The sequence below is a fragment of the Synechococcus sp. H60.1 genome (assembly GCF_047462335.1).
Taxonomy (GTDB): Bacteria; Cyanobacteriota; Cyanobacteriia; order Thermostichales; family Thermostichaceae; genus Thermostichus.
In genome coordinates, this window is the sequence record NZ_JANSJA010000099.1 from 1 (window position 1) to 12,421 (window position 12,421).

Genomic DNA, 12,421 nt, shown 5'->3' on the forward strand with positions numbered 1-12,421 from the left:
ATCTGGTCAATCCAGCCGACACCCTAGCTGGAGCTGAGGCGGCAGGGATCCGGCTTCAGCAGGATCCCAGGGGCGCAAAGGATCTCCAGGTAGAGGTTGATCTGGGTGCGAGCCATCAGAGTACAGGCTTGCGGGGGGCAAAACTCTGGTTTCTCTAGTTGTCGGAGCGAGGCCATGGCCCCAGCCACTCTCCGCCGCGAAAGCGCCAGCGGGGAAACAAAATCCGCATCACCACCCAAGCGCTGAGGTAAAGGCAAACCCAGACCACGCTGTAGTGGAGAATAAAGTCGCCCAGGTCAAACCGTTGGCTTGGGATATGGGGAAGGCCCACCAGACTCAGGACTGTGCCCAAGAAAAGCCCTTCCCAAATGCCGGCCAAAAGCTGCAGGATCCCAGGCCAATCGTGATCCCACCTCCACCCCATCAGGTAGTTATAGACAACATCCCAAACACAGCCAAACAAACCTACGTAGAACAGCACCCAAAAATAGGTAAGGCTGCCTCTATGTCCAGTCAGTCCAAAGTAAAAAGGCAAAGTCGCTAAAACACCTACAGTAGCCAGTAAAAAAATGCGGGTTTGCCAACGGCCAATGAGAGTGGGTGTCATGGTTTCCTCCAGTTTCGTTGGCCCAAATCGTTAGTTCGTTTGGCTTCAGTTCAAAGGCTAAGGGCTGAGGTTCAAGGCCCACTTGCACCACTGCCACAGGGATCGGATCCCTTCTAGACCTTTAACCCCTGGTGCCCCCAGCCGAGCCAAGTGCTCCACCGATCGATGGGCACAGTACTGCAGGCCCAAAAACGTATCCACCGGCGCATAGGGTCCACCTAAGGTGATGATCCCGGCAGCGTACATCCGTCCATCCCCGTTGCGCATCTCCACCAGCTCAAAATCGTTGGAAACATGTAGGCGTCCGTGGGGATTGAGGGGCAGATTGTAGTGGGTAATCAGATCATTGAGGAGGGGATTGGTCATGGGATCCGAAACCAAGCCCGTGCAATCGATAACGAAATCGGCTTCCACCTTCAATTGGGTGTTGTTGTGGGTACCTCGAATGTAGGTCACCGGCTTGCCCTTGTCGCCGAGAACCACCGATTCCACCTTGCCAAAGACAATCGAGTACCAGCCCTCCTGCAGCCCTTGCCGCACGATCCGCCGCCACTTGCGCCGGCTTGCCGTTGTGGTGCCGCCCCAGGCTTCCAGCAGTTCGCGCCGTTCCAGGGGGGTTGCTGCTTCCAATTTGGCGCGCAGAACCCCGCCCCAAGTGCCTTTGGGCCAGTTAAAAGGCTGAAACTCCCAATGGTTTTCCACCGCCCGTTTGGCCCGTCCGAAGCGATTGCCGCCTTTGGGCGCACGGCTCAGATGCACCACCGAGATGCGGGGGTTGACTTTGCGGGCTTGGTAGAGGCGCTCCATCACCTGGGAAGCGACGATCCCAAATCCGCGGATCAAGACCGTGCCGCCCTGTTTTTCCAATTGCTCATAAACGTGATCATGGGGCTCGTAGCCGTGTACCACCGACTTTAGATCGCCAGTTTTTTCCCGAAACTCTTGCAGATCGTTGAGCAGTCTGATGGCCGGGTACCCAGTTGCCAAATGCACGTACTTGGCCACCATAAAGCGGTGATCTGTATGGCCGGGGCGCGTTGCCGAATAGGCCACCACATATCGCCCATCCTCCGTTTTGCGAACGGCGCGAATATGGCCGTAGCAAAGCATTTGATCCCAGCCAATGCGAGCTGCTTCCCGATCCATCGAGGCAAATACATTCCCTGCCAGCGGTGTGTAGGTATCTGCCAACAAAGGCTCACTAAAGACCTGCCACAAAAAGCCGAGTGCTTCCAACAATTGGCCAGAGAAAAAAGAGCGCCAGGCCTCTCGCAAGGCATAGCCGGGCCAGCCCCAAATGTTGTCCGGGCAAGAATCGGAGCCGGAGCGAATTCGCTTCCAACGGGGGATCTGGCAGTTGGTCAACAGCCGTTCATAGCGTTCGTAGGGTTTGCGGGCAATGCTGATGACGCGGATGTGTTCGGATCTGACCCCATAGATGCGCAGGGTATCCACCCAGACAAAGCTGCCCATACCGCCGCCCAACGCCAAATAGAGGGTCTCCTCCACGGGTAGGCCGGTGGCTTTGAGAGCGCTCAGGGCAATTTGCTCGGCTCGAAACAAGTCCGGTGGCGGAAAGTCTGAGCTGGCCCGCACCTCGGGGAGTTGCTCCGGGGCGAAAACCACCGTGGAAGCCGGGGGAACCTCAAATGCGGTGTCGGGTTGGGTGGCCGGTCGAATGAGGTCGGTGCGGGGCTCCAGCAAAAGGGTGGGGGTGCCGATCAACAGGGTGGCGTTGGGATCCCTCAGCAAACTGACGGTGATGCTGTAGGGGCCGAGCTCCACCACTTCCCCGCCCTGCAGCACCCGGCGTGCTTGTCGGATTTTTTCCCCATTGATGCGGCTGCCGTTGGCACTGCGATCCTCGTAGATGACCTGACCATCCTCACCGAGATAGATAAGGGCGTGGTAACGGGAGATCTCCCGGCTAGCAAACACCGCCCGGGCCACTTCTTGCCCCTGCCATTCCTGGGGCAGTTGGGCCAGCTCTCTGCCCAAGGCAAGAGGCAATGGAAAAATCAGCTCTTGCTGTTCTTCGGTAATGGGATCTTCCCAGCTTAGTTGAATTTGCATGGCTTTTGTTCACCTCTGTAAAGGTAAAAATGACTCAATCGAGAACAACACAGAACAATGTAATCTCATGAGTCACCATGGACTTGGCTTGGGATCCCTTTTTCAACTGCTGGGCTCCAAGAGAAAAATGGAACGGTTTAGTTCTCTAGGCAGGAGATCGCGGGGCTCTGTCAGCCTCTGGAGGAGGGATCACCAGCGAAGCACTTAAGACCAAATGTCCGCAATAGGGGCAATTTTGGCCCTGATATTCCGGGGGCAGGTAGTGAGGGTTTTCCAGGCGGCTGCACTTAACCTTGAGGGTGCCCAAAGTCCCGCGGTTCAGAGAAACCCCTTGATCTTTTCCGGCAACCTCTATGGATTTTATGCTCAGCACAATACGCCCCAATTGAATTTGGCTATTGGCCTCGAGCGCAGGCTCTTCCTGAATGATTTTTCGGCCATTCACCCAAATGGGGTTGGGTTGCTTAGGCGGCAAACGATCCCGGGTCAAGTTGCGAATGTAAAACTTGAGAGTTTTGGGATCGAGATAAAGCCCGGCATGGATTCCTGAGACCGAGCGAGTTGGGTCGTTGAGCACCACATCGCAGCCGGGATCCCGCCCGATGGTAACCAGCTTGCCGAGGACGGGCAACACCGTTTGAGATCGGCGCCGGTCGGCCTCGACCCATTCCAGGGTTAGTTGATACACGATTTCATGCTCCACGGTTCAACGCCTCCGTTCCCTGTGATCGACCTCAGCCTATCAAAAAGTCAGCTTAGAAAGGAAAAGATGTCTTTTTCGTCAAAATTGTTATCCCTTTGGTTAACTGTAACCTATCTTCTTGAACAGAGGCTCGTGCTGATTGAGATCACCTGAGTTAGGTTTTCCGAATTACATCTCTTTGCCTTTCCGCTTGAAACACTACCCAAGCGCTCCCCGCCATGGAGCCTAGAGCTGTAAATTTCCAGCGATCCCCGGAGGATGCATGTTTTGTGTTCTTCACACCTCTGGCCAAACAGTTTTCAAAGCACTCCACCAAACGTAAACTAGCCCACAGCTAAAACGGAGGGCTTTTAGCAACCCAGCCACGAACTTCTAGTCTGGCCTGTAGCAGCCCCAGCTAGGGAAATCCCCTTGGCTGCGTCGGAGTCCACATCCCCTCCCACTCACAAGCCGGATTGACACCTGGTTTTGGATACAGACAGGGCTGACGCTTTCCCGCTTGGCCTATGGGTTGGTGTGGGTGCCAGTAGCAGCGGGGGCTTGCAGGGTGGCCTCTTTCGCGCAGCAAGCCGTAGGCCCCTCTTGGTCGCCTGCTCTGGAGTTGAAGCCAGCTTGCAGACCTGGGTAGCGCCCGCTAGCCAGTAACAGCCTCTCTATTCCACGTTGGCAGGCAGCGCCCCCCTCACCGTTCGCGCCAGCAGGCCAACAGCCTTTTCATCCAAGAGCTGCTGCGTTGCAAAGAGTCAATGACCCCGCCACCGCCTTCCCCCCCAACTGATGAATCGGCTCTCACAGGCCAACGATCTGGGTATTTTCAAAGGTGGAGAGAATCCTGTCCAAATCCTGAGCTTGCAGGGAGTAGGTGGCAGTAGCGTCGTTGCCAAACTGGATCTCGTCTCCGTCCTCGAGATCGCGAAACTCCACCCGCTCCCCCCGGATGTAGAGGCCGTTGGTGCTGGGCGTGCCATGGATGTCTCCATCGATGATTTGGTAGGTAAACCCATCGGGAGAGGAGGGAGATTCGGTCTTCACCAAAATGGCGTGGTGGCGGGAGACGTATTGGGAGTCGATGCGGATGCTGTTGCTCGGATCCCGCCCCAGGGAATAGAGCTCGGCTGTCAGCCAGTAAGCCTTTGGCCCGTGGCGATCCTTGACGATCAACACGTGGTTGAGGGTAGGTCGGCGAGGGGGCGTGGTCATGGCGGACACCCACTGGCACAACATGGGAATAGGATAGTCAAAACATAGCATGGGATCCAAGGCGTGAACCCTGGCCGGTTTGTCTGGCAGACCCCTTCGCCCCGCTGGCGAGTGAGACGACGTTCCTTGACGCTGCCGGAGAGGTGTCAAGAGATAGGCCAGGTAGGCCCCTGTTCAAGACGGAGTCCCAGGGGATCCCATCTCGTGGCTGTTTTTAACTCTGCAAAATCTCCCCGCCCCCCGAGTTGGCAATCGGTGCTTTGAGGAAAGGATCAGAAGGCCGAGTAGATTTTTGTAACAATTCCTCTCATAATAAGATCTGGTGATGCAAATGCCTCCCAGACCATGAATGGCTCGCAACTGGATCCCGTCAACCCGCCCAAGCCCTCCAGGGTACCGAAGCTAATCGAGTTGCCGGAAGATGAAGCCGATGCGCAGGTTGGCGATCCCATGCGCATGCAGCGCTATGAATGTCGCTCTTGTGGCTATGTTTACGAGCCGGCCAAGGGGGATCAGCTCAATCGGATCCCCGCAGGTGTGCCCTTTGAGGAGCTGCCTGTCGACTGGAGATGTCCGGTGTGCCGCGCCGGCAAGCGCCTGTTTCAAGCGGTGGGCGCCAAGGGCAAGCCTTCCGGTTTTCAAGAGAACTTGCGCTACGGCCTGGGGGTCAATGTAATGACCCCTGCCCAAAAGAACCTACTCATCTTCTTGGGATTGGCGCTGGGATTTTTGTTTTTGATGAGTTTCTACTTCGTCGAGTGATGGCCAAGATGCTTAAGCTCTGGAGACTGGTGCTGCTGGCTGCCTTCTCTCTCTTGCTGATGGCGGCGCGGATGCCAGACATGAAGGTGGTGCCCTGGCAACAAGTCGAGGTGCCCACCCAGAACATCCTGCTGGACATTGCTTTCACCGGCACCAACCCTTCTCATGGCTGGCTGGTGGGCGATAAAGCGACGCTGTTGGAGTCTCAGGATGGTGGCCTCCACTGGCAGGTGCGCAAGCTGACGGCACTGGAGCCGGAAGCCTACCTGAGCTCGATTAGCTTTGCTGGAGCAGAAGGCTGGGTGGTGGGGCAGCCGAAGATCCTCCTCCACACGCTCAACGAGGGATCCGACTGGACTTCCATCCGCCTCAGCAACCAACTGCCGGGGGAGCCGCTCCTGATCCAAGCCCTGGGGCCTGGGGCTGCTGAGATGGTAACCAATGTGGGGGCCATCTACCGCACAGAAGATGGGGGACAGACCTGGCATGCCCAGGTAGAAGAACCGATTGGGGCAATTAAAAACATTGCCCGCGGCCCAGGAGGAGAGTATCTGGCCGTGTCATCGCGGGGCAGCTTCTACTTTCTCTACACCCCCGAAAGTCGGTCCTGGAAGCCGTATCCACGGGAAAGCTCTCGCCGCATTCAGAACATGGGCTTTGGCCCCAACGGCAGCGCCTGGAAATTGAACCAAGGGGCGGAGATTGCTTTCACGGACGACTTCACCTCCGGCGAGTGGTCCAAGCCGTTGCGCCCTGGGCGAGCCCTCAGCTTTGGCTATCTGAATGCGGCCTACCAGAACGACCACGACTTATGGGTGGTAGGCGGCGGCGCTACCCTCATCCATAGCCCCGATGGCGGCAAAACCTGGGAGCAGGCCAAGCAATTGAGCAACATTCCCGCCAATTTCTACAGCATTGAGTTTTTCGGCCCGGAGCAAGGGTTTATCCTCGGGCAGCGGGGTACTCTCCTGCGCTACGTTGATCTCAACGGCTCCTAACACGGGTGAGCACACGCGCCAGGGACACAGCTTCACCTCTGCGGCTGTTGGTTGCGGCCAGCGGAACGGGAGGACACATCTTTCCGGCGCTGGCCGTTGTCGAGCAGTTGCCAACCTGGCAGATTGAGTGGCTGGGGGTGCCGCAGCGGCTGGAGGCGAAGCTGGTGCCGGATCGCTACCCGCTGCACCGAGTGGCCATGTCCGGCTGGCAGGGATCCCCCTGGCAGAAGCTGGGATCCCTGGGTCAGTTGGCATGGGCAACGCTGCAGGTGCAGCGGATCCTTAGGAAAGGACGGTTTGACGCTGTACTGACCACCGGCGGCTACATCGCCGCCCCGACCATCTTGGCGGCTCGCTCGCTGGGGGTGCCGGTGTTGCTACATGAGTCCAACTGCCTTCCGGGCAAGGTGACCCGCTGGCTGGGGAGATTTTGTCGGCTGGTGGCCCTGGGCATGGCGGAAACGGCAGAGCATTTGCCAGGGGCGATCACCTGCGTGGTGGGCACGCCGGTGCGATCGGAGTTCTATCAGCCCCAGCCCTTGCCCGCGGATCTGCCAATTCCGGAGGGGGATCCTTTGATTGTGGTGATGGGGGGAAGCCAGGGGGCACGGGGCCTGAACCGCATGGTGGCCGCCTGTGCCCCGGCCTGGTTGGAGGCAGGGGCCTGGATTGTGCATTTGACCGGCGGCAGTGAGGTTGGGATCCCTTCCCATCCCCGCTACCGCGCTTTTCCTTTCCGCACCGATGTGGCGGCCCTGCTGCAGCGGGCAACTTTTGCCATCAGCCGAGCTGGCGCCCTCAGCCTGGCAGAGTTGTGGGCCACCGCCACCCCCGCCATTTTGATCCCCTATCCTTTTGCCGCCGAAGACCATCAGTATCACAACGCCCTGGCCTTTGTGGAACGGGGTGGGGGAGTGGTCATGCGAGAATCTGAGGAGAATCTAGCCTTGCTGCGGCAGACGGTGCTGGCCTGGCTGGCTCAGCCCCAGGTGGTTGCCCAAATGGCCGCCAACTTGAAGGCGACAGCTCTTCCCGCTGCCAGCAAGGCAGTTGCCCACCTGCTCCAGGAGATCTGCCGAGATTCTGCCCGTTAACTCCCCCAGCAGAACCTTGGGGCTCTGCTGCAGGGAACTGTGTAGAGGCGTCTTGACAGTGCCTTTGTGAGTTCGTTTATGGACTGCGTAAGAATCCCCCGACTTTAGTGGAGGAGTGTCAAGAATGTCCCTCCGCCCCGCTGCGGCAGCGCTGCTCCCTAGTCTGCCGGCGTAGGGGAGGAGGGGGTGGGCTGGGCAGGGATCCCATTTTTGCCCCCATCTGGAGCAAGAACTTCCGGCTCAAGGACTTGCCGCATAGATTCGATCTCTTGGGAGAGCAACACCCGCTCCCGATCCAGGAGGCCAACCACATGCTCCGGATCCTCCCGCGAGACCACTGGCAACTGGCGCAAATCGTATTCGTACATCGGCTCGGCGGCCACCGCCACGGCCTCGTCGGGGAAGGTAGTGAGCACAGGAGCCTGGCTGACCTGCTCTACCGTCAGTTCGGCCAATTCCCCGGCTTCCCTGTGGGCCAGGGCCCGCTCGAGGTCTTCCAGAGTGAGAATGCCCCGCAGCCGCTCTTGCCCGTCCACCACCAAAGCGCTGTGACACTTTTGTTGCAGCAAACGCTCCAGGGCCTCCCGCAGGGGCGTATCCTGTTGCAGCAGCAGAGAAGGGGGCACCATCACCTCTTGAACCGTCAGGCCCTTCGGCTCCTGCCTGCGACGGGCGGAAGGGTAAATGGCCGGCGGGTGCAACTGCTCCGTTAGCCAAATGCTCAAGCCCACCGCTGCCATCACTGGCAAGGCGATGTGGTAGTCCCGCGTCATCTCAAACAGCAGCAAAATCGCCGTTAGGGGAGCCCGCACGCTGGCCGCCAACACCGCCCCCATGCCCACCATGGCGTAGGCGGCAGGGGGAGAGAGGGCAATAGCAGGCAAAGCCTTTCCCAACACCTGGCCGTAGCCTGCCCCCAACACCGCCCCCAAGAACAAAGCCGGGGCAAAGGTTCCCCCGACAAAGCCGCTGCCCAAGCTCACTGCGCTAAGGAATAACTTGCCTAGCAACAGCAGGCCAAGCTGGCCGAGGGAAAAGGGCACCGCCTGCAGAATCAACTCAATCGTCTCGTAGCCCACCCCCAGGGCCAACGGGATCCCCAGGCCGACACAGCCCAGGATCCCACCGCCCAGAATCGGCTTGCTCCAGGCCGGCCAGGCCGCCAGGAGGCCACTACCGAACAGGTGCTTGCCCCATTCCAGCGCGTAGCCGAAGGCGATGGAGACCAAGCTGGCCAAAAGGCCCAAACCCAAATAGAGGGGCACCTCCAGGAGGCTGTGGAGCTCGTAGGCAGGTAAGACAAAAGCCGGCTGGGTAATGGTCGGCAGCAGAAAGGCCGGCTGCGCCCCCAGCCCTACCTGGGCGATCAGGGCCGACACCACCGCTGCCAACACCACGACGCTGACGGCCGACGTGGTAAAGGAGCGAGCTAAGGCCAGCTCCAGCGCCAAAAACACCCCAGCAATCGGCGCGTTAAACCCCGCCGCCAGCCCCGCCGCTGCCCCTGCAGCCATTAACAGTTGCACTCGCTCCCGCGAGAGGCGCAGGTTTTGCCCGAGCAGACATCCCAGCAGGGCCCCGCTTTCCACGCTGGGGGCCTCTGGCCCAAGCGAGGCTCCCGCCCCCAACGAGATGGCAGCAGCCACCAGCTTAAGGGGGATCCACTCTGGGCGAGGGGCGAGAGGTCGGTTGGAACTCACCAAACTGGAGAGGCTGAGGTTGGGGAAAGGCAGAACCACCCCCAGAGTGCCGATCAACAGACCCCCCAGCAGTGGCGCCAAAATGGTTGCCCAGGATCCCAGCAGCAACAGGCCGTGTTGTTGCGCAGCCCTGACAATGCTATCGACGAGAGTATCCTGCAAAAGATAGCGGCACCAGCCGATGAGATAGCGAAACCCCACCACCAAAAGCCCTGTGCCCAACCCCGCTGCTGCCGCCAGCAGCAGCAGTAGATTCTCAGAGGAGAGACGCAGGCGGGGATCGGCAGCGCTCACACTGTCCATAAAGGGCTTAGGAGCTTGAAGAAGGCAGAGTCAGGATCTCCACGCCGGTTTCGGTAACGGCAACCGTATGTTCAAACTGAGCGGAGAGCTTGCCATCTGCCGTAACAGCCGTCCACTTGTCGGGCAGCACCCTCACTTCCCAGGTACCCTCGTTGATCATCGGCTCGATGGTGAACACCATGCCGGGGCGGAGCTTTTCCCCCTTCCCCCGTTCGCCGTAGTGGGGGATCTGGGGTGCCGTGTGGAATTGCCGTCCCACCCCGTGGCCGACAAAGTCCCGCACCACACTGTAGCCCTGCGACTCGGCGTACTCCTGGATGGCAGCCCCGATATCCCCAACTCTGCCGCCTGGCCTCACGGCGGCAATGCCTCGCCGCAGGCATTCTTCCGCCACCTCCACCAGACGCCGCGCCCGCTCGGAAGGCTGCCCGACAAAGAACGTTTTGGAAGTGTCGCCGTGGTAGCCATCCAAAACTGGGGTGACATCAATATTGATAATGTCCCCCTCCCGCAGGATCTGTTTGGGGCTGGGAATGCCGTGGCAGACGACGTGGTTGACGCTGGTGCAGATGGACTTGGGAAAGCCGTGGTAGCCCAGAGGGGCGCTCCTGGCCCCGTGGGCCCGCGTCCAGCGCTCCGCCTCGTCGTTAAGCTCTTGGGTGGTAACCCCCGGCTGCACCATCGGCTCCAGGTGCTTGAGCAGATCCGCGGCCAGGCGGCAGGCCCGTCGCATCTTCTCCAGCTCCCGCGGCGAGAGCAACACAATCGGCTGAGGAGCTTGGGTAAGCTGGCTCATGCCCGTCTGCAAGGCGGATCCCAATTGTTCCCCCCATCGCTGCGAGCGGCGGCTGAGATCGGTTAATAGCGATCGCATGTCTTCCATCGTCAAACCCTTCTGTTCTCCGAAGTTCGATCCATCTCTGAAGTCTGAGCCGCCAGGGATCCCGGCCTAGTCCAGCTTTGGGTTGGGCCTTCTGAGCCGCCCTACATCCCTTCACAGGGTATTGCAGACCCGGCCCATTCTCCGCCGCCGGCGGATCCGCTGCACCAGCCACAGCCCCAGAAAGTAGCTAACGAGGGCACCCCAAAACCCGACAAATGCACAGCCGACAAAGAGCGTACCCGAGACCTCCAGGCCCCACTGCATCCAGTTCTGGGCTACCACCAGTTCCGAAGTGGCAAAGGCTGTTCGGGATCCCAGTAGCCATTCTCCCACCCGGTAGTTAAACGCATAGATCGGCACATAGGTGAGGGGGTTGCTCACCCAGGTTCCTGCCGCCGCCACCAGCTTGTTGCCCCGCAAAGGAACGGCCAACAGCAGAGCCACCAGGGTTTGAAAGCCGAAGATGGGAAAACAACCCGCAAAAACTCCCGCCGCCAGGCCGCGGGCAATCTCCTTGGGAGAGGATTGCATTCGCAACAGGCGCAAATATAGGTAGCGCAGCCACCGCCTCCAGCCCAGATCCCGGCGGGGCAACGTCAGCGCAGGTTGAGACTCAAGATAGGGCACAGCGGATCCCGGCGAACCTGTGAACCAAGAAAATGGTCTCAGCCACGAGAGGGGGCTCATGATGGCGAGAGTAGAAACTGAGAAAAGGTGTTAAGCCGTGTAAATCCATTGTATCTTTCCTGCTGCCGAAGACAAAGGGTTACCGGCAGATCGGCGCCGAGGGATCGCCTCAGGGGGTGGCTAGCTGAGCTTGTCCACCAAGGCCAGCACGAAGTTGAGACTCAAGTAGGAAACCAGCGCCAGTAAGAACAGAAACAGTGCAACGCTCAGCACAGCTCGCAGAGATCCCGCTTGAACTTTGGGGGCGGGCTTTTCAGGCGGAGTTGTCATCCTCAAGTCCCAGAGAAGATCCTAGAAGACTCCAATTCTAGGATCTCATCCTGGGGAGACGGGAGCCGGAAGATTGCCAAAAAGTTGCTCAGTACCTCAACTTTGGCCCCCCACCCGCTAACGGGGTTACGTTGGCGAGCTGTATGCCGAAAGGAACTTGCACCAATAGGCTGATAATTTGCCTCGCAGCTCGTTTTATTTTTTACCTTGCAAGACGGGAAGGCTTGCGCTGTACCTGCAAGGTTAGCGTCAAATAGTGGTTAGCGCGTGCCCAGCTCGGATCTGTGGCGGCAGGGAGGGACAGGATTGAGCTTGACCCCTGTACAACAACAGGTGAACTTGTTGCAAGGGAAAATCTGCCTCAACAGCGAGGCCGGCCACACTTGTTCTACCTCGCGGTTGCCCTAGGTTCTTTCTGTCTCCAGCCAACAGCAGTCGGCTCAACCTAGGGCCTAGGCGTCGGGGTGGCTGGCTGGGGAGAAGCAGAGGACTCCCTTTCTTCGATCACTTTTTGCAAGCGGGCCCGCACTCGCTGGTTCAGAACAGGATCTTCGTTGGCCAGGGTCATCAGCTCGCGATATTCGGCCACCGTCAGCCCCTGCTTCTCGACAATGCGGCTGGCTTGGGTTTCCGTGCGCTGCATAATCTGCTCGTACTCTTCTTCGTTCTGGGTCTCTCGCAACTGAGCGCTGGCTTCCCGGATCAAAGGATCCAATTCCAACAGAATCTGCACCAACTGCTCCACCTGAGCATCGGTAACTTGCTCTGGAGTTAGAGTTGGGGAAGCTTGCGCGCTGGGATCCCCCCCTGTAGCCGGAGAAGGAGTTGCAGCAGGACTGGGGAGCGAGGTTGCCTTCTGTGCCCAAAGCGGCGGGGATCCTAGAGTCAATCCCAGACTCACCAGCAACGCGAATTTCCTCATGCCCAAAACTCCCTAGACCTAGACTGAGACCGACCAAAACCCCCATGGCTCAGGTCATGCCTGAAGCCAGAGTAGCAAGAGGTCTGTCTGCCGTCTAAGGGTTTAACGCAGTATGGGAAACCTATCCTGGACATATTGCTGGACATATTGTAGAAACAGAAAACTGGTTGTACAGTCGTAGTACTCTCTCCAAAGGCTGCTCGCCACGCGAGTATTCCC

12 protein-coding genes are annotated in these 12,421 nt (G+C 59.0%); 3 read left to right on the forward strand and 9 right to left on the reverse strand.

Annotation, left to right across the window (positions count from 1 at the left end):
- Positions 1-154: 154 nt before the first annotated feature.
- From NW852_RS05350 to NW852_RS05365, 4 genes are all read right to left on the reverse strand, one after another.
- Entirely contained in the window at positions 155-607 is a 453-nt protein-coding gene (locus NW852_RS05350) for a hypothetical protein (protein ID WP_414362169.1), read from the reverse strand.
- Between the two features lie 57 nt (positions 608-664).
- On the reverse strand, positions 665-2,680 hold the full coding sequence (locus NW852_RS05355; protein ID WP_414364294.1) for an FHA domain-containing protein: 2,016 nt from the start codon (positions 2,678-2,680) through the stop codon (positions 665-667).
- A 145-nt stretch (positions 2,681-2,825) separates the two neighbouring features.
- Positions 2,826-3,368 carry an FHA domain-containing protein gene (locus NW852_RS05360; protein WP_414364296.1) on the reverse strand — a complete coding sequence of 181 codons (543 nt, stop codon included), beginning with the start codon at positions 3,366-3,368 and terminating at the stop codon, positions 2,826-2,828.
- 804 nt (positions 3,369-4,172) lie between these two features.
- On the reverse strand, positions 4,173-4,583 hold the full coding sequence (locus NW852_RS05365) for an FHA domain-containing protein (RefSeq protein WP_414364298.1): 411 nt from the start codon (positions 4,581-4,583) through the stop codon (positions 4,173-4,175).
- 345 nt (positions 4,584-4,928) lie between these two features.
- Here NW852_RS05365 and NW852_RS05370 point away from each other — a divergent pair, with 345 nt between their 5' ends.
- From NW852_RS05370 to murG, 3 genes are read left to right on the forward strand one after another with little or no spacing between them, the layout of a single operon-like run.
- On the forward strand, positions 4,929-5,345 hold the full coding sequence (locus NW852_RS05370; protein WP_414371309.1) for a rubredoxin: 417 nt from the start codon (positions 4,929-4,931) through the stop codon (positions 5,343-5,345).
- Complete coding sequence (locus NW852_RS05375; RefSeq protein WP_414377721.1) at positions 5,345-6,343, forward strand: photosynthesis system II assembly factor Ycf48; 999 nt, start codon at positions 5,345-5,347, stop codon at positions 6,341-6,343. Before NW852_RS05370 ends, NW852_RS05375 begins: the two co-directional genes overlap by 1 nt.
- A 5-nt stretch (positions 6,344-6,348) precedes the next feature.
- Positions 6,349-7,437, forward strand: a complete 1,089-nt coding sequence (gene murG, locus NW852_RS05380) for an undecaprenyldiphospho-muramoylpentapeptide beta-N-acetylglucosaminyltransferase (protein WP_414364303.1) — start codon at positions 6,349-6,351, stop codon at positions 7,435-7,437.
- A 158-nt stretch (positions 7,438-7,595) separates the two neighbouring features.
- On the opposite strand, the gene NW852_RS05385 is transcribed toward murG, so the two are convergent.
- The 5 genes from NW852_RS05385 to NW852_RS05405 form a co-directional block, all read right to left on the reverse strand.
- Entirely contained in the window at positions 7,596-9,440 is a 1,845-nt protein-coding gene (locus NW852_RS05385) for a chloride channel protein (protein WP_414364305.1), read from the reverse strand.
- Between the two features lie 7 nt (positions 9,441-9,447).
- Positions 9,448-10,236 (reverse strand): type I methionyl aminopeptidase, encoded by a 789-nt coding sequence (map, locus tag NW852_RS05390; protein ID WP_414364341.1) that lies wholly within the window; start codon positions 10,234-10,236, stop codon positions 9,448-9,450.
- A gap of 198 nt (positions 10,237-10,434) precedes the next feature.
- On the reverse strand, positions 10,435-11,010 hold the full coding sequence (locus tag NW852_RS05395; protein WP_414398534.1) for a DUF2062 domain-containing protein: 576 nt from the start codon (positions 11,008-11,010) through the stop codon (positions 10,435-10,437).
- Between the two features lie 120 nt (positions 11,011-11,130).
- Positions 11,131-11,280, reverse strand: coding sequence for a hypothetical protein (locus tag NW852_RS05400; protein WP_414364307.1), 150 nt, complete (start codon positions 11,278-11,280; stop codon positions 11,131-11,133).
- Positions 11,281-11,725: 445 nt separating this feature from the next.
- Positions 11,726-12,202, reverse strand: a complete 477-nt coding sequence (locus tag NW852_RS05405; protein ID WP_414371314.1) for a DUF4168 domain-containing protein — start codon at positions 12,200-12,202, stop codon at positions 11,726-11,728.
- Between the last annotated feature and the right edge of the window lie 219 nt (positions 12,203-12,421).

Excerpts from the sequence above, each read along its gene's own strand:
- map (WP_414364341.1), bottom strand. The coding sequence starts at position 10,236 with ATGAGCCAGCTTACCCAAGCTCCTCAGCCGATTGTGTTGCTCTCGCCG.
- NW852_RS05350 (WP_414362169.1), bottom strand. The coding sequence starts at position 607 with ATGACACCCACTCTCATTGGCCGTTGGCAAACCCGCATTTTTTTACTG.
- NW852_RS05395 (WP_414398534.1), bottom strand. The coding sequence starts at position 11,010 with ATGAGCCCCCTCTCGTGGCTGAGACCATTTTCTTGGTTCACAGGTTCG.
- NW852_RS05375 (WP_414377721.1), top strand. The coding sequence starts at position 5,345 with ATGGCCAAGATGCTTAAGCTCTGGAGACTGGTGCTGCTGGCTGCCTTC.
- NW852_RS05365 (WP_414364298.1), bottom strand. The coding sequence starts at position 4,583 with ATGACCACGCCCCCTCGCCGACCTACCCTCAACCACGTGTTGATCGTC.
- NW852_RS05405 (WP_414371314.1), bottom strand. The coding sequence starts at position 12,202 with ATGAGGAAATTCGCGTTGCTGGTGAGTCTGGGATTGACTCTAGGATCC.
- NW852_RS05355 (WP_414364294.1), bottom strand. The coding sequence starts at position 2,680 with ATGCAAATTCAACTAAGCTGGGAAGATCCCATTACCGAAGAACAGCAA.
- NW852_RS05385 (WP_414364305.1), bottom strand. The coding sequence starts at position 9,440 with ATGGACAGTGTGAGCGCTGCCGATCCCCGCCTGCGTCTCTCCTCTGAG.
- NW852_RS05400 (WP_414364307.1), bottom strand. The coding sequence starts at position 11,280 with ATGACAACTCCGCCTGAAAAGCCCGCCCCCAAAGTTCAAGCGGGATCT.
- NW852_RS05370 (WP_414371309.1), top strand. The coding sequence starts at position 4,929 with ATGAATGGCTCGCAACTGGATCCCGTCAACCCGCCCAAGCCCTCCAGG.